Origin of the sequence: Arenibaculum sp., assembly GCF_035998295.1 — a bacterium.
Taxonomy (GTDB): domain Bacteria; phylum Pseudomonadota; class Alphaproteobacteria; order Azospirillales; family Azospirillaceae; genus DASYHS01.
The window spans coordinates 1-22,499 of sequence record NZ_DASYHS010000284.1; the positions used below are offsets into that span (position 1 = coordinate 1).

General features: G+C 70.1%; 17 protein-coding genes and 1 tRNA gene. 9 read left to right on the top strand and 9 right to left on the bottom strand.

All coding sequences use genetic code 11. The features are described 5' to 3' along the window. From glgB to VGO20_RS27035, 5 genes are all read right to left on the bottom strand, one after another. Complete coding sequence (gene glgB / locus VGO20_RS27015; RefSeq protein ID WP_327505518.1) at nucleotides 1–2,238, bottom strand: 1,4-alpha-glucan branching protein GlgB; 2,238 nt, start codon at nucleotides 2,236–2,238, stop codon at nucleotides 1–3. Further along, nucleotides 2,235–5,576, bottom strand: coding sequence for a maltose alpha-D-glucosyltransferase (gene treS / locus VGO20_RS27020; RefSeq protein ID WP_327505519.1), 3,342 nt, complete (start codon nucleotides 5,574–5,576; stop codon nucleotides 2,235–2,237). Before treS ends, glgB begins: the two co-directional genes overlap by 4 nt. 212 nt (nucleotides 5,577–5,788) lie before the next feature. Next, a complete protein-coding gene (locus VGO20_RS27025; protein ID WP_327505520.1) occupies nucleotides 5,789–6,556 on the bottom strand; it encodes an MBL fold metallo-hydrolase in 768 nt (255 codons plus the stop codon). Between the two features lie 147 nt (nucleotides 6,557–6,703). Beyond that, complete coding sequence (locus tag VGO20_RS27030) at nucleotides 6,704–7,132, bottom strand: hypothetical protein (RefSeq protein WP_327505521.1); 429 nt, start codon at nucleotides 7,130–7,132, stop codon at nucleotides 6,704–6,706. A gap of 56 nt (nucleotides 7,133–7,188) precedes the next feature. Continuing rightward, a complete protein-coding gene (locus VGO20_RS27035; RefSeq protein WP_327505522.1) occupies nucleotides 7,189–8,439 on the bottom strand; it encodes a pectate lyase family protein in 1,251 nt (416 codons plus the stop codon). Between the two features lie 115 nt (nucleotides 8,440–8,554). On the opposite strand from VGO20_RS27035, the gene VGO20_RS27040 reads away from it, so the two are divergent. From VGO20_RS27040 to VGO20_RS27055, 4 genes are all read left to right on the top strand, one after another. Continuing rightward, complete coding sequence (locus VGO20_RS27040; RefSeq protein ID WP_327505523.1) at nucleotides 8,555–9,031, top strand: hypothetical protein; 477 nt, start codon at nucleotides 8,555–8,557, stop codon at nucleotides 9,029–9,031. Nucleotides 9,032–9,433: 402 nt separating this feature from the next. Further along, complete coding sequence (gene alaS / locus VGO20_RS27045; RefSeq protein ID WP_327505524.1) at nucleotides 9,434–12,097, top strand: alanine--tRNA ligase; 2,664 nt, start codon at nucleotides 9,434–9,436, stop codon at nucleotides 12,095–12,097. Nucleotides 12,098–12,251: 154 nt separating this feature from the next. After that, entirely contained in the window at nucleotides 12,252–13,097 is an 846-nt protein-coding gene (locus VGO20_RS27050) for an AAA family ATPase (RefSeq protein WP_327505525.1), read from the top strand. Nucleotides 13,098–13,116: 19 nt separating this feature from the next. Then, nucleotides 13,117–14,304: a vWA domain-containing protein gene (locus VGO20_RS27055; protein WP_327505526.1), complete on the top strand. Its 1,188-nt coding sequence runs from the start codon at nucleotides 13,117–13,119 to the stop codon at nucleotides 14,302–14,304. 82 nt (nucleotides 14,305–14,386) lie between these two features. Here the strand turns inward: VGO20_RS27055 and VGO20_RS27060 are convergent, their stop codons facing one another. Continuing rightward, entirely contained in the window at nucleotides 14,387–15,322 is a 936-nt protein-coding gene (locus VGO20_RS27060; protein ID WP_327505527.1) for an IS110 family RNA-guided transposase, read from the bottom strand. A 478-nt stretch (nucleotides 15,323–15,800) separates the two neighbouring features. Between VGO20_RS27060 and VGO20_RS27065 the strand changes: the two genes are divergently transcribed. The 3 genes from VGO20_RS27065 (at nucleotide 15,801) to VGO20_RS27075 (ending at nucleotide 17,502) form a co-directional block, all read left to right on the top strand. Further along, a complete protein-coding gene (locus VGO20_RS27065) occupies nucleotides 15,801–16,163 on the top strand; it encodes a GcrA family cell cycle regulator (protein ID WP_327505528.1) in 363 nt (120 codons plus the stop codon). 180 nt (nucleotides 16,164–16,343) lie between these two features. Next, nucleotides 16,344–16,694 (top strand): hypothetical protein, encoded by a 351-nt coding sequence (locus tag VGO20_RS27070; RefSeq protein ID WP_327505529.1) that lies wholly within the window; start codon nucleotides 16,344–16,346, stop codon nucleotides 16,692–16,694. 43 nt (nucleotides 16,695–16,737) lie between these two features. After that, the gene (locus tag VGO20_RS27075; RefSeq protein ID WP_327505530.1) at nucleotides 16,738–17,502 is read left to right on the top strand and encodes a calcium-binding protein; all 765 of its coding nucleotides are present in this window, start codon (nucleotides 16,738–16,740) and stop codon (nucleotides 17,500–17,502) included. 161 nt (nucleotides 17,503–17,663) lie between these two features. Here VGO20_RS27075 and VGO20_RS27080 read toward each other — a convergent pair. From VGO20_RS27080 to VGO20_RS27090, 3 genes are all read right to left on the bottom strand, one after another. Continuing rightward, a tRNA-Pro gene (locus VGO20_RS27080) sits at nucleotides 17,664–17,740 on the bottom strand. A gap of 111 nt (nucleotides 17,741–17,851) precedes the next feature. Next, on the bottom strand, nucleotides 17,852–18,811 hold the full coding sequence (locus VGO20_RS27085; protein ID WP_327505541.1) for a pseudouridine-5'-phosphate glycosidase: 960 nt from the start codon (nucleotides 18,809–18,811) through the stop codon (nucleotides 17,852–17,854). A 20-nt stretch (nucleotides 18,812–18,831) separates the two neighbouring features. Then, nucleotides 18,832–19,764 carry a carbohydrate kinase family protein gene (locus tag VGO20_RS27090; protein ID WP_327505531.1) on the bottom strand — a complete coding sequence of 311 codons (933 nt, stop codon included), beginning with the start codon at nucleotides 19,762–19,764 and terminating at the stop codon, nucleotides 18,832–18,834. Between the two features lie 106 nt (nucleotides 19,765–19,870). Here VGO20_RS27090 and VGO20_RS27095 point away from each other — a divergent pair, with 106 nt between their 5' ends. Together VGO20_RS27095 and VGO20_RS27100 are read left to right on the top strand one after the other, a co-directional pair. Continuing rightward, a complete protein-coding gene (locus VGO20_RS27095; protein ID WP_327505532.1) occupies nucleotides 19,871–20,917 on the top strand; it encodes a ligase-associated DNA damage response exonuclease in 1,047 nt (348 codons plus the stop codon). After that, nucleotides 20,914–22,494, top strand: a complete 1,581-nt coding sequence (locus VGO20_RS27100; RefSeq protein WP_327505533.1) for a cisplatin damage response ATP-dependent DNA ligase — start codon at nucleotides 20,914–20,916, stop codon at nucleotides 22,492–22,494. Before VGO20_RS27095 ends, VGO20_RS27100 begins: the two co-directional genes overlap by 4 nt. The last annotated feature ends 5 nt before the right edge of the window (nucleotides 22,495–22,499 follow it).

The window sequence follows — 22,499 nt, forward strand, 5'->3', positions numbered from 1 at the left end:
TCAGCCCTCGCGTTCCAGCACCACCACGCCCAGCGGCGGCAGGGTCGTGTCGAGCGAATGCGGGCGGCCGTGGCAGGTGGCGTCGTTCGCGACCAGCGCTCCGCCGTTGCCGACATTGCCGCCCCCGTAGATGCCCGCGTCGGAGTTGAAGCGCTCCTTCCAGACGCCGGGCAAGGGCACGCCGACCCGGTAGCCCTGGCGCGGCACCGGCGTGAAGTTGCACACGACCAGCACCGGCCGCTCGCGGTCGCTCCCGTAGCGCAGATAGGCGAGCACGCTGTTGTCGCTGTCGTTCGCCTCCACCCATTCGAACCCCTGGGGATCGCAGTCGAACTCGTACAGGGCCGGCGTGGCGCGGTAGAGCATGTTGAGGTCGCGCACCATCCGGCGCACCCCGTCGTGGAACGGATCGTCGAGCAGGTGCCAGTCCAGGCCCGTGTCGTGGTTCCATTCCCGCTCCTGGCCGAACTCGCAGCCCATGAACAGCAGCTTCTTGCCGGGATGGGTCCACATGAAGGTGTAGTAGGCCCGCAGATTGGCGAATTTCTGCCAGCGGTCGCCCGGCATCTTGTTGAGGATGGAACCCTTGCCGTGCACCACCTCGTCGTGGCTGAGCGGCAGGATGAAGTTCTCCGAGAAGGCGTAGAGCAGCCCGAAGGTCAGGTCGTGGTGGTGCCAGCGGCGGTGGATCGGCTCCTTGGACATGTAGCGCAGCGAGTCGTGCATCCAGCCCATGTTCCATTTGAAGCCGAAGCCGAGCCCGCCGAGATATATCGGCCGCGACACGCCGGGCCAGGCCGTCGATTCCTCGGCCACCGTCATCGCCCCGGACTGGCTGCCGTAGGCGAGCTCGTTCATCCGCTTCAGGAAGGCGATCGCCTCCAGGTTCTCGTTGCCGCCGTACTGGTTCGGGACCCACTCCCCGGCCTTGCGGCTGTAGTCGAGGTAGAGCATCGAGGCCACGGCGTCGACGCGCAGGCCGTCGAAATGGTAGCGCTGCAGCCAGAACAGGGCCGAGCCGAGCAGGAACGAGGTCACCTCGCGCCGGCCGAAATTGTAGATCAGGGTGTTCCAGTCCTGGTGGAAGCCCTGGCGCGGGTCGGCATGCTCGTAGAGATGGGTGCCGTCGAAGCCGCCGAGCCCGTGCGGGTCGGTCGGGAAATGGCCCGGGACCCAGTCGAGCAGCAGGCCGATGCCCTCGCGGTGGCAGCAATCGACGAAGTAGGCGAAGTCGTCGGGATTGCCGAACCGGCTGGTCGGCGCGTACAGCCCGATCGCCTGATAGCCCCAGGAGCCGTCGAACGGGTATTCCGTGATCGGCAGCAGCTCGATATGCGTGTAGCCCATGTCCCGGACATAGGGTACCAGCGTCTCGGCGAGTTCGCGGTAGCTCAGGTACTGGCGCCCGTCGTCGCCCTTGCGGCGCCAGGAACCGAGATGGCATTCGTAGATCGAGATCGGCAGCGAGCGCCAGTCGGCGCGTGCGCGCTGCTCCATCCAGCCGCCGTCCTGCCATTCGTAGCCGCCGGTCTTCCAGACCACCGAGGCGGTGCGCGGCGGATGCTCGGCGTAGAAGGCGTAGGGATCCGCCTTCAGCGGCAGCAGCGCGCCGCCCTGCGCCTTGATCTCGTATTTGTAGACGGCGCCCGCCGGCAGGCGCGGGACGAAGATCTCCCACACCCCGCACTCGTGGCGCTTGCGCATGGGCAGCCGCCGGCCGTCCCAGTTGCAGAATTCGCCGACCACCGAGACGCGCCGCGCGTTCGGCGCCCAGACCGCGAAGGCGGTGCCGGGCACCCCGTCGATCTCGGTGACGTGCGCGCCCAGGCGCTCGTAGCTGTGGAGATGCGTGCCTTCGGCGAGCAGGTGAACGTCGAGCTCGCCCAGATAGGCCGGAAAGGAGTAGGCGTCCTCGAACTCGACCGCGCCGCCGGCGTAATGGGCCCGCAGGCGGTAGGCGAAATGGCCGGTCCGGCCTTCCACGGGGCCCGCGAAGAAGCCGTCGGCATGGACGAGGGAGAGGTTGGCCACGACCTCGCCGTCGGACGCGTCGACCACCTCGACGGCGCGCGCGCCGGGCAGCATGGCGCGCACCACCGTCGCGCCGTCCCGGCCTCCGGCCCGGTTTTCGACGTGCATGCCCAGGATCGAGAAGGGGTCGCCGTGGTCGCCCCGCACGATCGCATCGATCGCGGCATCGAGCTGGGGCCCGTGTCGCAGGACGGTATCGGGGTTCATCCGGTCTCCTCCAAAGTCGCCGCGGCGTGGGCATCCAGGATGCCGAGCACGCCCTTGACCGGGATGTCGAGCCACCCCGGCCGGTTGGCCGCCTCGTAGGCGATCTCGTAACAGGCCTTCTCCAGGACGAAGAAGTCGAGCAGCCGCCGCGCGACCTCCGGATCGGCGGGATGGCTCGCGCAGCCCGCGACCGCGTCGCGGTAGCCTTCCAGGAAGGCGGCGGACGCCTTCTGCTGCCATTCCAGCGCCGGGCCGAGGATGGCCCCGGTCGCGTCGGGGGCGTCGTCGGACAGGCGCCGGACCGCGGCCCAGGCGGCATATTCGAACGACCGCAGCATGCCCGCGACGTCGCGCAACGGCGAGTGCTTGCGCCGCCGTTCCTCCAGCGAGCGCAGCGGCTCGCCCTCGAAGTCGATCAGGAACCAGTCCGCCTGCACCTTCAGCACCTGGCCCAGGTGGTAGTCGCCGTGGTGGCGCGTCTTCACCGCCTGCACGTCGCCCGCGACCAGGCGCTCGATCAGGCCCAGGCATTCCTGCCGCCGGTCCAGCAGCACCCGGGCCTCGTCGCGCACATCCTCGTGCATCCGGTCGACCGCCTGTCCCAGCGCCTGGAACGCCCGTTCCGCCTGCGCGCGCGCCGCCTCGGCCCAGCCGGCGACGTCCTGGCCGGTGATCGGCTCGGGCTCGAAGGCGGGATCGCCGCTCTCGATCGCGAACGCACGGTGCAGTTCGGCCGTGCGCCTGCCCAGCGTTTCCGCGAGCGTGAAGTAGACGTCGTCCGCCTCGCCCTCGTCGGCCGGGAGGTGGTCGGGCAGGTGCTCGGGCGCGGGCACCGGGGTGGAGGCTCCGATGCGGATCTCCTCGAGCGCGCGCTGCAGCCACTCGACCGTGAACGTCCAGCCGTCGCCCTGGTTGCGCACGAAGCTCTGGACGGTCGCCAGCGTGGTGGGCACCCCGTCCTCGTCTATGTGCTCGACCGCGCCGCAGAGCGGGGGAGTGTTGGGGTAGTTGGCCACCTCGGTCAGGAAGCGGGCGATCTCGAGCTCGGGGTGCGGGCCGCGCACGAGCCGGCGCAGCGCCTTGACCACGAACTTGTCGCCGACCAGCAGGGACGTGTTCGACTGCTCCACGCCGATGCGGCGTATCTCGTCCTCCGGCCCGGCCTCGGCCTGCTGGAAGCGGTCGGTCCGGATCACGTTCAGGCGCCCGCCGTCCCCGGGACCTCCCAGGGGAATATCCTCGCCCCGCCCGATCGCGTCCAGCAGCGCGCGGACGAAGCGGTCGGACTGCATGGCGTCGTAGAGGCCGCCCATCCGCGGGCCGCGCCGCGCGCGCGCCAGCATGTAGGCCGCCAGCGGCGAGGCCGCCCCCTCGTCCCAGAACAGCGCCAGGGGCATGAAGTAGCGCTGCGGCTCCTCGCCGGCCAGGTCGACGTCGACCTGGGTGAGAAGGAAGCTCTCCCCGTCGGCGCGCAGCTCGGCCGCCGGGCCGATCCGTACCGCCTCGATCCGGCCGCCCTTGGCGCCGAACCAGCGCTGCTTCGGAAGGTATGTCGGCAGCACGTCGGCCGCCAGCTCCCGGCCCGCGCGGCCGGAGGCGACGCTCTGCCAGCCGTCGGACATGACGAGGGTGAGGAATTCGGGCATGGGCTCCGGGATGTGTTCGTGCCACGCCGGCAGCGCGGCCGTACTCGTGAGCGAGAACCAGTAGAAGCCGTAGGCCGGCAGGGTCAGCAGATAGGACAGGTCCCCGATCGGCGGGAACTCCGAGCGGCCGATCATCTCGACCGGGATGCAGCCCTTGTGGCGCGACAGGTCGAGCTCGACCGCCTGGGCGCTGCGCGACAGGTTGGCGATGCACAAGATCGCCTCGTCCTCGTATTCGCGGACATAGGCCAGGACCTTGCGGTTGCCGGGATAGAGGAAGCGCAGCGTGCCCCGCGAGAACGCCTTGTGCCCCTTGCGCACGGCGATCAGGCGCTTCATCCAGTTGAGCAGGGAGGACGGGCTGCGCTGCTGGGCCTCGACGTTGAGCGCGCCGTGGCCGTAGACCGGGTCGGCGATCGCCGGCAGGTAGAGCGAGGCCGGGTCCGCGCGCGAGAAGCCGCCGTTGCGGTCGGACGTCCACTGCATGGGCGTGCGGACGCCGTCCCGGTCGCCGAGGAACACGTTGTCGCCCATGCCGATCTCGTCGCCGTAGTAGACGATCGGCGTGCCGGGCATCGAGAACAGCAGGCTGTTCAGCAGCTCGATCTTGCGACGGTCGTTGTCCATCAGCGGGGCCAGCCGGCGGCGGATGCCGAGATTGATCCGCATGCGCCGGTCGTGGGCGTAGAAGTTCCAGAGATAGTCGCGCTCCCGGTCGGTCACCATCTCGAGCGTCAGCTCGTCGTGGTTGCGCAGGAAGATCGCCCACTGGCAGCTTTCCGGGATCTCCGGCGTCTGGCGCATGATGTCGGTGATCGGGTGCCGGTCCTCCTGCGCCACCGCCATGTAGATGCGCGGCATCAGCGGGAAGTGGAAGTTCATGTGGCACTCGTCGCCGCCCTTCGACAGGTCGCCGAAATAGGGCAGCACGTCCTCGGGCCACTGGTTGGCCTCGGCCAGCAGCATCCGGTCGGAATAGTGGGCGTCGATCTCGGCGCGGACGCGCTTCAGCACCTCGTGCGTCTCGTCCAGGTTCTCGCAGTTCGTGCCCTCGCGCTCGACCAGATAGGGCACGGCGTCGAGGCGCAGCCCGTCCACCCCCATCTTCAGCCAGAAGTGCAGGACGCTCAGCACCTCCTTCAGGACCCGGGGATTGTCGTAGTTCAGGTCGGGCTGATGGGAATAGAAGCGGTGCCAGAAATAGGCCTTCGCGACCGGGTCCCAGGTCCAGTTCGACTTCTCGGTGTCGAGAAAGATGATCCGCGTGCCCTGGTACTTCTGGTCGGTGTCCGACCAGACGTAGAAGTCGCGCAGCGCCGAGCCCGGCTTCGCGGTGCGCGCGCGCTGGAACCATTCGTGCTGGTCGGAGGTGTGGTTCACGACCAGCTCGGTAACGACGCGGATGCCGCGGTCGTGGCATTCCCTCACCAGCGCGCGGAAGTCGCGCATCGTGCCGTAGCGGGGATTGATGTTGCGGTAGTCGGCGATGTCGTAGCCGTCGTCGCGCAGCGGCGAAGGGTAGAAGGGCAGCAGCCAGAGGGCCGTGACCCCCAGGTCCTGGAGATAGTCCAGCTTTCGCGCCAGGCCTGCGAAATCCCCGATGCCGTCGTCGTTGGCATCGAAGAAGGCCTTGACGTGGAGCTGATAGATAATGGCGTCCTTGTACCAGAGGCGGTCGTTTCTATCGATCATGGGCAGGAAATTCCCGTCGGGCAGAGGCCGGACCCGCTTCGGCCGGCGGGCTCACGTCCGTTAACACGTGAATGACGCATCCTGCACCCGGCCATCGCCGCAAAAGTGCCCGCGCGGGCACCTGGGCGCAGGTCGGAGCAGGGATCGGGGGCAGGATCGGGGCGCGGGCCGGGCCCCTCCTCGCTCCCCCGACCCGCGGGTTTGCGCCGGCCTCAGTACCAGTCCCGCACGCGCACTTCGACGCCGGAATCCTGGCCGACGAGGCGCGCGAACTCCTCGATGTCGCTGCCGCGCGAATGGTACGGGTAGACGATGCCCGGGCGGAACGCGCGCACCGCGTCGGCCGCCTGCTCGACCGACATCGTATAGGGCAGGTTCATGGGCACGAAGGCGACGTCGATGTCGCGCTGCGCCCGCATCTCCGGGGTGTCCTCGGTATCGGCGGCGACGTAGACCCTGGTGTCTCCCAGCGTCAGGACGTAGCCGTTGTCGCGCCCCTTGGGATGGTACTGGAGCCGGTCCTCGGTGGTGTTGTAGGCCGGGACGGCCTCGATCGCGAGGTCGGCGACGGTGGTCTCGTCCCCGTTCGCCATCACCTCGGCGTTGTCGCGCAGCTCGGGCGGCAGCGCGTCATGGACGGTCTGCGTCACGACCAGCGCGGTGTCGTCCCCGGCCACCGCCGACAGCGTCTCGGCGTCGAGATGGTCCGGATGCTGGTGCGTGATCAGGATCAGGTCCGGGGCCGGCAGGTCTCCGTAGCGTTCGGCGCCGCCGACGGGATCGACATAGACGGTCTTGCCGTCCCACGTCATCACGAAGCTCGCATGTTCGATCGGCTGGACGACGAGGTCGCCCTGCTCCGTCGGGATCCGGTCGCCCTCGATGGACCCCCGGGCCGCCTCCTGGGCGTTCGCGGGGATCGCGGCCGATGCCATCGCCGCCATGGCCGCGGCGGCGGACAGGGTACGCAAGTGGTGCATGTGCACGCCTCCTGAGAGTTTCGCCTGACGGATTCGCCTGACGGATTCGCCTGACGGATTCGAATGTCCCATCACCTCACGGCGGGCGGCCCGTTTCAACCCCGATGCACCCCGGGGCCTGTCGAAGGGCATGCGCGCCGATGGCCGCTAGCGGCCGGGCACCGGGCAGTTGGCTATGATCTGGTAGCAGAGCTGGATGTCCCGCCCCCGGTTGTAGTCGACCTGCCGGACGACGTCGTCCTCGATCGTGAACGTCGCCTCGCAGGCGAAGCTCGCGGTCCGGTAGGAGACCTCGGGCCGGACGGCCCGGACACCCCGCGCGCGCAGTATCCCGACCTCCTCGTACTCGACGTCCCTGGTCACGTTCGTCCGGTCGCGGCGATAGGCCAGGAGGCGCCGGTCACCCACCTCGACGGTCTTCTCGGGAACGCCGGCGCAGGCGTAGAGGTCGGCCTCGGGCAGGCCGACCAGCGCCGTCCGGGCCTGCTCGGCGAATTCGGCGCGCGGGCCGCCGCAGGCGGCGAGCGGGACCAGCACGGCCAGCGCGAGACTGCGGCGAACGGGGGATGCGGCCATCGGAAACCTCGATCGATGATGCTGCCATGCCGGACAACAGCGGCCGGGCGGCGGCGTTACTGGACCTCGGCGGTATAGCGGGCGAGCCAGCGCTCGTTGTGCGCCGGGTCGGCGGGCGGCGACAGGGGCCGCCACGTCGGCAGGGGCCGGGGCCAGCCGCCGACGTCGCGGGGGTGGTCGATCGTGCGGCCCCCGCCCGAGCGGACCTGGGCGACGATCCGGCGGTCGATCGCGTCCCGGTCCTTCGGGCGGGCGCCGACGCGCGGCAGCAGCGTGTCGGGCAGCCGCTCGGCCGGCACCAGCACCAGCCCGTCGAACGGGACCGGCGGCTGCGCGGCCAGCGGCTCCTTCATCCTCTCGGGCTCGTCCGCCCCCAGCAGATCCGCCGCGTCCGTGCCGCGCGGGCCGCGATTGCCTTCGAGAAAGACGCGGCTGGCGGGATGGAAGCGGCGCTGGAAGTGGATCGCGTCCGCCTCCCGGTTCGACGGCCCGGGCAGGACGAGGTTGCCGACGACCGACGACATGAACGGCTCCGGCCCGCCGTAGAAATGGATCGCATTATGGGCGGCGTCGTAGATCAGGTTGTTGGCGATCAGGGTCGTCGTGCCCTGGCCGGCGGCGGGGTTGCGGCGGGTGTTGTGGGCGAACAGGTTGCCGATAACGGAAACCCGCCGGCTGCCGTCCCCGACCAGCAGCCCGTACCCGTGCTCGCCCTTGGGATGGCCGGCGTCGTTCAGCATCTCCGAGACGATGCTGTTGCGGATGGTGACGTCGTGGACCGGCGAGAACCAGGTGCTGATCCCCTCGTCGACGGCCCAGCTGACCGAGCAGTGGTCGATGACGACGTTGTGGACGGGGCGGCTGCCGTCGCGCTGGCCGAGGATCACGATGCCGTCGCGGTCGTCGAGCGGCGTGTCGCCCGGCTCGGAGCCGACGCGGATGCGCAGGTGCTGGACCACCACGTCGTGGGTCGAGATGCGCAGGCCCCCGCCGGCCAGCGTGATCCCCGGCGAGGGCGCCGTCTGCCCGGCGACGGTGACGTGCGGGTCGCGGACCCTGAGATCGCTCTTCAGGTCGATCCGGCCGCCGACCTCGAACACGATCAGCCGCGGCCCCCTCTCGAGCAGCGCGTCGCGCAACGATCCCGGCCCGCTGTCCGCGATCGTCGTCACCGGGATGACGCGACCGTCGAGCCCGCCGCGCGTCTGCGTGCCGAACCCCTCGAACCCCCATGCCGGAAACACCGCCAGCAGCAACGCGAGCGTTGCGACGAACGCCAGGACGCGGCGCTCCATTCCTCTCCGCATGGTCCACTCCCCTTGCCCATCGTGGAACGCCCGTCGGGTCGGGGCGTTCCAGGGAGCTTGACTGAGTTCCTGTTTTGTTCCATACTGCCCTTCCCCGACCGGAAGGAACAGGCCCGTGACGCTCGACCCCCGCCAGGAACTGTTCTGCCGTCTGGTCGCCAACGGCGCCACCCCCGCCACCGCGGCACGCATGATCGGCTACGCCGACCCGGCCGCGGGCGAGGCGCTGCTGGCCGAGCCCGGCATGGGCGAGCGGGTGGCCACATTGTCCGCCGCCCGCGAGGTCGGCCACGCCGCCATGTTCGAGCGGCTGGAGGCTTGGCTGTCCCACTTGGTCGAACACTCCATCGCCACCGGCCAGACCGGCCACGCGCTGCGCGCGATCGACCGGCTGATGCAGCTGCACGGCATGAACGGCAAGGGCAACGGCCGCCTGCCCGCGATCGAGCTGGCAAAGCCCACCCCCGCCCCGATCCTCGACGACCTCGACCTGACGGCGATGCTGCCGTCCGTCGTCGCCGAACTCGCCGCCGAGCCGCCCCTGAACCGCCGCGAGCGCCGCGCCCTCAAGTCGATGACCCGCCGCAAGTAGAACATCCCCTCTCCCGTGCAACGGGAGAGGGAGGGGCCCGCACCGCAGGTGCGGGAGGGTGAGGGCTGCGCGCTCTCGCCCCAAAAGCCGTTTCCCGCCGCCCGACCCTCACCTTCCCACCGCTGACGCGGCGGGCCCTCCCTCTCCCGTTGCGCGGGAGAGGGAATTTTCAATCATGCGTGCGGCCCTCCCACCAACCCTTCCCGACCCCACCCCCACAAACCCCCACACCACCCCCACAAACCCCCACAAACCCCCACGCCGCCGCCCCAGGGCGCCGCCGGCGCGCCCGGCCGGTGGACAGCCGTCCCCGCTCCGCGGTAAAAGCACCAGTCCAAAAGCGGCCCGGCAATCCCCAAATATCAGGGCCCTCAATCAGCGTCGCGGGAACCGATCATCGTCATGCAGACCGCCAACGACATCCGCACCACCTTCCTGGACTATTTCGCCAGGCATGGTCATCAGGCCGTCGAGTCGAGCCCGCTGGTGCCGCGGAACGACCCGACGCTGATGTTCACCAACGCCGGCATGGTGCAGTTCAAGAACGTGTTCACCGGTGCGGAGGCGCGTCCCTACAGCCGGGCGACGACGGCGCAGAAATGCGTCCGCGCCGGCGGCAAGCACAACGACCTCGACAATGTCGGCTACACCGCGCGCCACCACACCTTCTTCGAGATGCTCGGCAACTTCTCGTTCGGCGACTACTTCAAGGACGTCGCGATCGAGCTGGCCTGGAACCTCGTCACGAAGGAATACGGGCTGCCGGCCGACCGCCTGACGGTGACCGTCTATGCCGACGACGACGAGGCGTTCGGCCTGTGGCGCCGCATCGCCGGCCTGCCCGAGCACAAGATCATCCGCATCGCGACCGACGACAATTTCTGGCGCATGGGCGACACCGGCCCCTGCGGGCCGTGCTCCGAGATCTTCTACGACCACGGGCCCCACGTCGCGGGCGGCCCGCCGGGCAGCCCGGATGCCGACGGCGACCGCTTCATCGAGATCTGGAACCTCGTCTTCATGCAGTACGAGCAGGTCTCCGCCAGCGAGCGCATCCTGCTGCCCAAGCCCTCGATCGACACCGGCATGGGGCTGGAGCGCCTGGCCGCCGTGCTGCAGGGCAAGCACGACAACTACGACATCGACCTGATGCGGGCGCTGATCCTCGCCTCGGCCGACGCCAGCGGGACCTCGCCGGACGGCGCCAAGGCGGTGTCGCACCGCGTCATCGCCGACCACCTGCGGGCCTGCTCCTTCCTGATCGCCGACGGCGTGCTGCCCTCGAACGAGGGCCGCGGCTACGTGCTGCGCCGGATCATGCGCCGGGCGATGCGCCACGCCCACATGCTGGGCTGCCGCGACCCGCTGATGTACCGGCTCGTCCCGGCCCTGACGCACGAGATGGGCCGCGCCTATCCCGAGCTGCTCCGGGCCCAGGCGCTGATCACCGAGACGCTGAAGCTGGAGGAGACGCGCTTCAAGCAGACGCTGGAGCGCGGCCTGCGGCTGCTCGAGGACGAGACGGCCTCGCTCGCGCCGGACGGCGCGCTGCCCGGCGAGACCGCGTTCAAGCTCTACGACACCTACGGCTTCCCGCTCGACCTGACGCAGGACGTGCTGCGCGGGCAGGGCCGCACGGTCGACGTCGAGGGCTTCGACAAGGCGATGCGCCGCCAGCGCGAGGAGGCGCGCCGCAGTTGGGCCGGCTCCGGCGAGGCCGCGACCGAGCGGCTGTGGTACGAGCTGAAGGACGAGGTCGGCGCGACCGAGTTCCTCGGCTACGACGCCGAGGTCGCCGAGGGCAAGGTCGTGGCCCTAATCAGGGACGGCGCCCGGGTCGAGCGGGCCGCGGCCGGGGACGCGGTGCAGGTGGTCGTCAACCAGACGCCGTTCTACGCCGAGTCGGGCGGCCAGGTCGGCGATTGCGGCGTCATGTTCAGCCCCCGCGGGACCGAGGTCGAGGTGCGCGACGCCCAGAAGAAGCTGGGCCTGCTGTGGGTCCACGACGCGCAGGTGACGCGCGGCGAGCTGAAGGTCGGCGACGTCGTCGAGCTGCGCGTCGACCATGCGCGCCGCGAGGCCATCCGGGCCAACCACTCCGCGACCCATCTTCTGCACGAGGCGCTGCGCCGCCGCCTGGGCGAGCACGTGACCCAGAAGGGCTCGCTCGTCGCCCCGGACCGGCTGCGCTTCGACATCAGCCAGCCGGTGCCGCCCGCGGCGGCCGACCTCGACGCGGTCGAGGCCGAGGTCAACCGCCGCATCCTCGCCAACAGCGACGTCGAGACGCGGCTGATGTCGCCGGACGAGGCGCGGGCGACCGGCGCCATGGCGCTGTTCGGCGAGAAATACGGCGACGAGGTGCGCGTCGTCTCGATGGGCGGGCGCGAGCCCGACCTGCAGCGGGACTACTCGATCGAGCTGTGCGGCGGGACCCATGTCCGGCGCACCGGCGACATCGGCCTGTTCAAGATCGTCGCCGAAGGGGCGGTCGCCGCCGGCGTGCGCCGGATCGAGGCGCTGACCGGGGAGGGGGCGCTCTCCTACCTCAACGACCAGGAGCACCGCCTGGCCGAGACGGCGGCGGTGCTGAAGACGACCCCGGCCGAGGTGCCGGCCCGCGTCGCCTCGCTGGTCGAGGAGCGCCGCCGGATGGAGCGCGAGCTGGCCGACCTGCGCCGCCAGGTCGCCCTGTCGGGCACCGGGGCGCAGGCCGAGGCCGGTGCCGGCGAGAAGGACGTGAACGGCGTGAAGTTCGCCGCGCGCGTGCTCCGGGACTTCCCGGCCAAGGACCTCAAGCCGATGGCCGACGAGCTGAAGCGCAAGCTCGGCTCCGGCGTGGTGGCGCTGGTCTCGGTGGCCGAGGGCAAGGCCTCCCTGGTGGTCGGCGTCACCGACGATCTGACGGGCCGGTACGACGCGGTCGAGCTGGTGCGCGCCGGCTCGGTCGCGCTGGGCGGCAAGGGCGGCGGCGGACGGCCCGACATGGCCCAGGCCGGCGGTCCCGACGGCGACCGGGCGCAGGCCGCGGTCGAGGCGATCGAGCAGGCGGTCGCCGGCCGGTAGCGGTTCGGGCCTCCCCGTCGCCACGGACGGGGAGGAGCGCCGTTTCCGGGTGAAGGGTCTGGCCTTTCGCACCGCGATGGGGGATCATCCCCGCGTCCCGGCGCGGCCCGTCCGCGCCCGGGCCTGGGGTCGCAAAACGGGTCGAGCCACGCCGATGTCCTTCGCCGGAACCGCAACCTACGTCACCACCGACGACCTTCGCGTCGCCGTCAATGCCGCGGTCGCGCTGGAGCGGCCGCTGCTGGTCAAGGGCGAGCCGGGGACCGGCAAGACCATCCTCGCCCACGAGATCGCGCAGGCGCTCGGCAAGCCGCTGATCCAGTGGCACGTCAAGTCGACGACCAAGGCCCAGCAGGGCCTGTACGAGTACGACGCCGTGAGCCGCCTGCGCGACAGCCAGCTCGGCGACCCGCGGGTGCACGACATCTCGAACTACATCGTCAAGGGAAAGCTGTGGGAGGCGTTCGACGCCGACGAGGCGCCGGTCCTGCTGATCGACGAGATCGACAAGGCGGACATCGAGTTCCCGAACGACCTGCTGTTGGAACTCGACCGGATGGAGTTCCACGTCTACGAGACGCGCCAGGTCGTCAAGGCGCGCAAGCGGCCGGTCGTCGTCATCACCTCGAACAACGAGAAGGAGCTGCCGGACGCCTTCCTGCGCCGCTGCTTCTTCCACTATATCCGCTTTCCCGACCCGGACACGATGGCGCGCATCGTCGACGTGCATTTCCCCGGCCTGAAGCAGGACCTGCTGCGCGAGGCGCTGACCCTGTTCTACGAGGTGCGCGACGTGCCGGGCCTCAAGAAGAAGCCGAGCACGTCGGAGCTGCTGGACTGGATACGGCTTCTGGTGGTCGAGGACGTCGGCGCCGACACGCTGCGCGAACGCGACCCGAAGAAGCTGACGCTTCCGCTGCACGGCGCGCTGCTGAAGAACGAGCAGGACGTGATGCTGTTCGAGAGGCTCGCCTTCATGGCGCGCCGGGAGCGAGGCTGAACCGGAGGGCGGGAGGCCCATGTTCCCAACCTTCTTCTACGAGCTGCGCAAGGCCCAGGTCCCGGTCTCCCTCAAGGAGTACCTGACCTTGATGGAGGCCATGCGCAAGGGCGTGGCCGGCTGGCGGGTCGAGGACTTCTACTATCTGGCCCGGTCCTGCCTCGTGAAGGACGAGCGGCATCTCGACCGCTTCGACCGGGTGTTCGGGACCGTGTTCAAGGGCGTGGAGGGCGGCGGCCGCACGGTGGAGGAGGTCCACGCCTCGATCCCGGAGGAGTGGCTGCGCAAGCTCGCCGAGAAGTACCTGACCGAGGAGGAGAAGCGGCAGATCGAGTCGCTGGGCGGCTGGGAGAAGCTGATGGAGACCCTGGCCCAGCGCCTGGCGGAGCAGCGGGACCGGCACCAGGGCGGCAACCGCTGGATCGGCACGGCCGGCACCTCGCCCTTCGGGGCCTACGGCTACAATCCCGAGGGCGTGCGCATCGGCCAGCAGGAGAGCCGGAACCGCCGGGCGGTCAAGGTCTGGGACCGGCGCGACTTCCGCAACCTGGACGACCAGGTCGAGCTGGGGACCCGCAACATCAAGGTGGCCCTGCGCCGGCTGCGGAAATTCGCCCGCACCGGGGCGGCCGAGACCCTCGACCTTCCCGACACGATCCGCTCGACCGCGCGCAACGCCGGCTATCTCGACCTGAAGATGGTGCCCGAGCGCCACAACGCCGTGAAGGTGCTGCTGTTCCTCGACATCGGCGGCAGCATGGACGACCACGTCCGGATCTGCGAGGAGCTGTTCTCCGCCGCGCGCGGCGAGTTCAAGCATCTCGAATACTTCTACTTCCACAACTGCGTGTACGAGAGCGTGTGGCGCGACAACCGGCGCCGCCACGAGCAGCGAATCGCGACCTGGGACGTCCTGCACACCTATCCCGCCGACTACCGCCTGGTCTTCGTCGGCGACGCGGCCATGAGCCCCTACGAGATCGTCTATGCCGGCGGCAGCGTCGAGCACTGGAACGAGGAGCCGGGGCAGGTCTGGCTCCAGCGCATGCTCGGCGTCTACCACAAGGCGGTGTGGCTCAACCCCGTCCCGGAGAGCCGCTGGGCCCACAGCCACAGCACGCGCCTCATCGGCAACCTGATGGAAGGCCGGATGTACCCGCTGACCCTGGACGGGCTGGACCGCGCGATGCGTGCGCTGTCGCGGTAGAGCGTTTCCGGTTCTCCGGAAACGCTCAGGGGCGCGACCGCGCCCCCGCCCCGTCAGGGGCGAAAGCCAAGCAACTGTCTTTTCATGGGCCGTAGATGCGCTGGTCCCGGATCAGCGCATTGGCCAAGACGATGAGTTTGCGCATGACGGCGACGATGGCGACCTTGGGCTTTTTTCCCGCGTTGCGCAGGCGGCTGTAGAAGGTGGCGAGCGGTGGGTTGCATCGGGTCGCGACAAGGGCGGCCATGTAGAGAACGGAGCGCAAGGCGGGCCTGCCGCCATAGATGCTTCGCGCTCCCTTTCTGCGTCCGCTGTCATTGTCCATGGGGGCAACGCCGACCAGTGCAGCCACCTGATGGCGGCTGAGCTGCCCCAGTTCCGGCAGGAAGGCCAGAAGAGCCGTACACAGGACAGGCCCGACACCGGGTATCGACAGCACCATGCGGGCCTTGTCGCGGAGCGACGCCGACGTTTCGATATGCTCGGCGATGCGCTTGTCGAGCCGGGCAATGTGAGCTTTCAGAGATGCCAGACGGCGGTTGGTCAGGCGCCGCAGTTCCGGGTCCCGGAGGGTTTCAGCCTGATTGGCGACCATGGTTTGTTCGGCAAGCACCTGACGCCGATAGGTGGCCAGTTCGGCCAAGCGCTCCTGGGCAGGGTCCGGGCGGCGTTCCGTACCCGGAATGGCGCGGGCATATGCCAGGATCATCTGGGCGTCGAGCTTGTCGTTCTTGGCCCAGCGCCCCGAAGCGCGGGCGAACAACCGTACCTTGCGCGGGTCGACGATGCGCACGGAAAAGCCTGCCGAGCAAAGATCATGGACGACGGCGCGTTCATATCCCCCGCTGGCTTCCGCGACGAACTGGACCGTGCGGCCGGCGAACCGCTGAGCCAGTTGGGCTCTGCCGCCGGTAGAATTGGCCATCTGGAATGCCTCGCCGGTATCGCCATCCCGGCAGTCCAGTCGAGCCTTGCTCACGTCGAGCGCAATGATAGAGTCGGTTCGTGCCATCTTCATTCCCCAGCCTTGCCCGTGCGGGGCTGCATCCCCGCGCAACTGTTCGGGTCGATGAAGGTGCCATCCGGGGAGCCATGCTTGGCTACGGAGCGAAACCTACCTGGTCACGGATCGGTCTCCCGGAAGGCCCGCCGGCCGGGGCATGCCCCGGCCGGCGGCGGCACTCATTCTATGTGATTCGATAACACAAGCCACGGACGTGGCGCCGGCGCTTGAGGAACACGCCAGCCCGAGCGCGGTTCTCTGCCGTTCGATCTATGTCCCGGGCCGGTTTCGGCGGGATTTATCGCGTTGCGCGAGTTTGTCCACAGAAATGTAACACCGACCCTCTGGTCATCGGCGGGCTCATCTGGTAGTCTTTAATTATACCGGCACCAGATATTGGGGGCGTTGAGGGTGCCTGGCCCAAATGGCTGTAGGATATACCTCGGCCGTACGCTAAGAATATGACAGGGACCCGGACGATTGGAGACGGCGGATGAGTTGGACGGACGAAAGGGTCGAGAGGCTCAGGGAACTCTGGGGGCAGGGCGTCAGCGCGAGTGAGATCGCCGACATGCTCGGCGACGTGACCCGGAACGCCGTCATCGGCAAGGCGCATCGGCTCGGCCTGTCCGGGCGTCCCTCTCCGATCAAGAAGAGGCCCGTCCGCGGCGCCACGATCCTGAACCTGACCGAGCGCATGTGCAAATGGCCGGTCGGCGATCCGAAGCACGCCGATTTCCATTTCTGCGGCAAGACCGCCCATCCCGGGCTTCCCTACTGCACGGAACATGCGGCCGTCGCCTACCAGCCGGCCCAGAAGAAGCGCGACGACGAACGCAAGATCGGCGCGGCCTGAACGGCCGTCCCGTACGCAGGGCGGTGTCCGCTGCCGCCCTGCACCCATGCCGCGGTCGGCATGGATGAAAGCTGCATTCCCCACCGGAACAGCACCTTAAGCGTGAATGGCGGGCTGCCGGATTCGGCGCTACCAAGATATCGGCGCGGCGTGGCCGCCACATGTCGTGGGAGAAGAGCCATGGCGGTGGTCATCGGGGGAATCCCGCCCCATAGGGGTGCCGACAACCACTTGGTCGGGACCGGGCTGCCCGACGTGATCTTCGGCGATCCCTATACGACCGGCAACGACCTGGGCGTCCCCGAGGTGGGCGGCATTCTGTCCTCGGGTCGGGGTGGCAATGACCGGCTGGAGGGGCTGGCCAGCGGGTCCGGGCTCGATTCCGATTTCCTGTACGGCGACGCCTGGGAGATCGCGGGTAAGGGGCGAGGCGGCAACGACCGCATCGACGGCGGTCCGGACATGGACCGGTTCCGGGGCGACGCCGAGTTCATGTCCGGTGCTGCGAGGGGCGGCAACGACCGCATTTGACGCCGGCGCGGGGGAGGACCACGTCTACGGCGACGCCGGCAGGATGTCCGGCCGCTCGAAGGGCGGCAACGACGTCGTGGACGGCGGCGCCGGCGGCATCGACACCACCGACTTCCTCCATGGCGACGCCTATCTCCTCGAAGACCGGGCGGCCGGGGGCAACGATCATGTCCGGGGCGGCCCCATGGACGAGGTCCATGGCGACGCCTCCACCATGACCGGCCATGCCCGGGGCGGGAACGATCACCTCTACGGCGCAGGAGGCACCTCCCTCTACGGCGAAGCCCGCGAGATGGGTGGGAACGCCCGGGGTGGGAACGACCATCTCCTTGGCGGAAGCGATCTGTTCGGCGACGCCAACTGGATGTCGGGCGATGCCGCCGGCGGGGACGACCGCCTCTACGCCCACGCCGGTGGCTCCACCCTCGCGGGCGACGCCATCTTCATGGCCGATCGCGCCCGGGGCGGCGACGACCGCCTGTACGGCGGGGAGGGGGACGACCGCTTCTACGGCGATGCGGCCCGGATGTCCGGGGATGCCGAGGGCGGCGACGACAGGATAACCGGCGACGCCGGCAGGGACGCCTTCCATTTCTCGGGCGCGTTCGGCGACGACGTCATCACCGATGCCGAAAGCGGCGAATGGATCGTCTTCGGCGACTACGCGGATCGGCAGGCGGATTTCACGGTGACGGAACACGCGGACCGAACGGTGATCTCGATCGGGGACGACTCCGTCACCCTGCTCGGCGTCACCGGGCTCGACGCCGGCCTGCTGTCCGGTGCCGACGTCGTGTTCATCGCCTGACGGCCGAGAGGTCGAGAGGTCCTTCCCGCCGGGTGGCGCCAGGGGCCGGGGGGTGAAGCCAAGGCGGCCGCTCCGCCGGCGGGAAGGATCGTTTCGGCCGGGCAGAGTCCCGGCGCGGATTTTCTGTTCGAGGGGGGGAGCTCGGGCCTTGCGGCACGAGATGGTCGGACCGACTGGATTCGAACCAGCGACCTCTTGTCCCCCAGACAAGCGCGCTACCAGCCTGCGCCACGGTCCGAAGCCATGCGCCTCGGCTATCCGCCGGGCGTGACAACCATATGGGTTTCGCCCCCGAAAACTCAACGCCGATTTTATCGGCTCCCGGAATTGCGACGCGATTTTTATCGGCTCAGCCCGGGCGCAGCCGAGGTGGGCGGGGCAGCGGCGGGGCGGCGGTATGGAGCGCCGCGTAGGCGACGGCGATGCGCGCGCCGACACGGGCGTTGTGGGCGACCAGCGCGACGTTGGCCTCCAGGCTCCGGCCCTCCGTCAGCGCCTCCAGGCGGGACAGCAGGAACGGCGTGACCTCCTTCCCGCGGACGCCGCGCGAGGCCGCTTCCGCCTGCGCCTCGGCGATGGCAGCGTCGATCGCCGCGGCGTCCAGGGCGGCCGCGGCCGGGATCGGGTTGCCGATCACGACCCCGCCCCGCAGGCCGAGCTGCCATTTCGCGCGCAGGATGCGCGCCACCTCCTCGGGCGTGTCGCAGCGGCGCACGACCGGCAGGCCGCTGCCCGGCGTGTAGAAGGCCGGCAGCTCGTCCGTGCCGAAGCCGAGCACGGGGACGCCGCGCGTCTCCAGGTATTCCAGCGTCTTCGGCAGGTCCAGGATCGCCTTGGCGCCGGCGCAGACGACCGCGACGTCGGTGCGGGCCAGTTCCTCCAGGTCGGCGGAAACGTCGAAGCTGGTCTCGGCGCCGCGATGGACGCCGCCGATGCCGCCGGTCACGAAGACCGCGATGCCCGCCAGCTTGGCGCAGATCATCGTGGCCGCCACCGTCGTCGCCCCGTCGGCCCCGGTCGCCAGGGCGACGGGCAGGTCCCGGCGGCTGACCTTCATCACCTCCGGGCCGGTGGCGAGCCGCTCCAGGTCCTCGTCGTCGAGGCCGATGCGGATGCGCCCGTCGAGGATGGCGACCGTCGCCGGCACCGCGCCGGCGGCGCGCACCGTCCGCTCGACCGTGCGCGCCGTCTCGACGTTGCGGGGATAGGGCATGCCGTGGGAGATGATCGTCGATTCGAGGGCGACCACGGCCCGGTTCGCCTGCAGCGCCTCGGCGACCTCGGGTCGGATCGACAGATATTCCTGCATCGTTTCTCCCGTCTTCTGCGTCATGCCCGGGCTCCCGCAAGGCCCGATCGCTCCACCAGCGCCTCGGCGCTGAGCCCCGCATATACGGTATCCGGCGTCTCGACCGCCAGTGCCGCGCAGGCGAGGCCGACCTGGACCGCCTCCGCGGTGGGCAGGCCCAGGGCGCGGCCGTAGATCGTGCCGGCCACGAGCGCGTCGCCGGCGCCGGTCACCTCGCGCACCCGGGCGGGCAGCGCCGGCAGGAAGTCCCATTCCCCGCCACCCGCGACGAAGACGCCGTCGGCGCCGCGCGTGATGACCGTGTCCGCCACGCCGAAGCCGAGCAGCCGGGCCGCGGCGACGCACAGGTCGAGCGGCGCCCTGATCTCGACCCGCGCCAGCCGCGATGCCTCGTCGCGGTTCGCGAACAGCACGTCGATGCCGGGCAGCAGCCCGTCGAGCCTGGCCGCCTTCGCGACCGAGACGGGATCGACGAACAGCCTCACGCCCGCGGGCCGCATCCTGAACAGGAAGCCCAGGCTCTCGGCGGGCAGGTTGCAGTCGACGAACCAGGCGTCGAAGCCGGCCATCCGGGGCAGCAGCCCGGCCAGCAGGTCCGGCGTCAGCTCCTCGTAGACCGCCATGTCCGCGAGCGCCACCGCCAGCTCGCCCTTCGGGTCGATCAGGGCCGTGTAGGTCGCGGTCGGCCGGGTCCCGGAGACGGTGGTCAGCCCGCAGTCCACGCCCGCCGCCGCAAGGCCGTCGCGCACCTCGGCGCCGTCGGCGTCCGCGCCGGTCCGGCTCAGCAGCGCGACGTCGAGGCCGAGCCGGGCCAGGGTCTCGGCGACGTTGCGCGCGACCCCGCCCGTCCCCGTGCGGACCGACACCGGATTGGAGCTGCCGAGGACCACCGGCCCGGCGCTGTGGGCCTTGCGGTCGATATGGGCGGCACCGATGCAGAGGACGGCGGCCATGGGGGATTCCGGGCACGGGCGAATGCAGGTCCAGAGTGCCATCACCCCGGGCGGAACGGCAACGACGCGCATGGTGCGGGGCACCGCTTTCACCCATATTGAGGACATGACCCCGCAGCCTTCCAAGCCCGAGACCTGGATCCGCGTGCGGCCGGAAGGGCTCTTCGTCGAGCCCGGCGGCTTCTACGTCGACCCCGTGCGCCCGGTCGCGTGCGCCGTCGTGACCCACGGGCATGCCGATCATGCCCGCCCCGGCAACCGGACCGTCATCGCCACGCCGGAGACGCTGGCGATCATGCGGGTCCGTGCCGGCCCGGCCGCGGGCGAGGTGCTGCGGCCGCTCCCCTATGGCGAGACGCTGCAACTGGGCGAGGTCGAGCTGCGGCTCGCCCCGGCCGGCCACGTCCTGGGCAGCGCCCAGGCCTCGATCACTTGGCGCGGCACCAGGGTCGTGGTCTCCGGCGACTACAAGCGCCGGCCCGACCCCACCTGTGCGCCGTTCGAGGTCGTGCCCTGCGACGTCTTCGTCACCGAGGCGACCTTCGGCCTGCCGGTGTTCCGGCATCCCGACGACCGGGAGGAGATCGGCCGCCTGCTGCATTCGCTACGCGTCTTCCCGGAACGCTCCCACGTCGTCGGCGCCTATGCGCTGGGGAAGTGCCAGCGCCTGATCGCGCTCCTCCGGGCGGCCGGCTACGACGAGCCGGTCTTCCTGCACGGTGCGCTGATCCCGCTGTGCGAGCTCTATGTCCGCCACGGCGTCGACCTCGGCGACTTCCGGTCGGCGACCTCCCTCGGCAAGGAAGAACTGCGCGGGCGGGTCGTGCTCGCTCCGCCCTCCGCGATCGCCGACCGCTGGGCGCGGCGCCTGGCCGAGCCGGTGGTCGTGATGGCGTCGGGCTGGATGGCCGTGCGCCAGCGCGCGCGCCAGCGCGGCGTCGAGCTGCCGCTGGTCGTGTCCGACCATGCCGACTGGGACGAGCTGACCCGGACGCTGGAGGAGGTCGCCCCGACGGAAGTCTGGGTCACCCACGGCAACGAGGAGGCGCTGGTGCATTGGGCCCAGGGCCGCGGGTTCCGCGCGCGGGCGCTGTCGCTGATCGGCTTCGGCGAGGAGGAGCAGGACACGGCACCGGCCGGGGACGCCTCATGAGGGCCTTCGCCTCCCTCATCGACGCTCTCGTCTTCACGCCGTCGCGCAACGGCAAGATCCGGCTCCTGGCGGACTACTTCGCGCAGACGCCCGATCCCGACCGGGGCTGGGCGCTCGCAGCGCTGACGGGCGGCCTGTCCTTCGCCGAAGCCAAGCCGGCCGCGATCCGGGGGCTCGTGATGCAGCGGGTCGACCCCGTGCTGTTCGGCTGGTCCTACGACTTCGTCGGGGACATGGCGGAGACGATCTCCCTGATCTGGCCCCAGCGGCCGGACGCCGGCTCGCCGCCGCGCCTGTCGGAAGTGGTCGACGCGCTATCGGCCGCCCATCGCGGCTCGGCGCTCGGCCTGGTGGAAGCCTGGCTCGACCGGCTCGACGCACCGGGCCGGCACGCGCTGATCAAGCTGATCACCGGGTCCATGAGGGTCGGGGTCTCGGCCCGTCTCGCCAAGACGGCGCTCGCTTCCCTCGGCGCGCCCGGGGTCGACGAGATCGAGGAGGTCTGGCACGGCCTGACGCCGCCCTACGGACCCCTGTTCGACTGGATCGAGGGGCGGGTGCCGCGCCCGCCCGTCTCCCACGGCGCCGGGTTCCGGCCGCTGATGCTCGCCAACCCGCTGGAGGACGCCGAGGTCGGCGGGTTCGAGATCGGGGACTACCGGGCGGAATGGAAATGGGACGGCATCCGGGTCCAGCTGGCCGCGCGCGGCGGCGAGCGGCGGATCTGGTCGCGCACGGGCGAGGAGATCTCCCGCGGCTTTCCCGAGATCGCCGATGCCATGGGGTTCGACGCGGTCGTCGACGGCGAGCTGCTGGTCGTGCGCGACGGGACGGTGGCTCCGTTCAACGACCTGCAGCAGCGGCTCAACCGCAAGGCCGTGACGGCGAAGCTGCTGGAAGGCCACCCGGCCCATGTGCGGCTCTACGACATCCTGTTCGAGGGCGCCGACGACCTGCGCGGCCTTCCCTTCGACGAGCGCAGGCGGCGCCTGCAGTCCTGGTTCGAGCGGGTCCGGCCGGCGCTCATGGACGTGTCGCCGCTGATCCCGTTCGAGGGCTGGGACGACCTGGCCCGGCTGAGGGACGGCGCCCGGAACGCCGCGATCGAGGGGCTGATGCTGAAGCGCGGCGACAGCAGCTACGTCGCCGGGCGGCCCAAGGGCCCCTGGTTCAAGTGGAAGCGCGGCCCGCTGACGCTCGACACCGTGCTGATGTATGCCCAGCGCGGCCACGGCAAGCGCTCGTCCTTCTATTCCGACTTCACCTTCGGGACCTGGCGGGACGGCGAGCTGGTGCCGGTCGGAAAGGCCTATTTCGGCTTCACCGACGAGGAGCTGACCCAGCTCGACCGCTGGGTGCGCAACAACACGGTGCGGCGCTACGGCCCGGTGCGCGAGGTGACGCCCGGGCTCGTGCTGGAGGTCGCCTTCGACAGCGTCCACCGCTCATCCCGGCACAAGAGCGGCGTCGCGATGCGTTTCCCCCGCATCCACCGCATCCGCTGGGACAAGCCCCCCGCCGAAGCCGACCGGCTGGAGACGCTGGAGCGCATGATCGTCGGGGAGGCGGAAGCGTAGCGGCA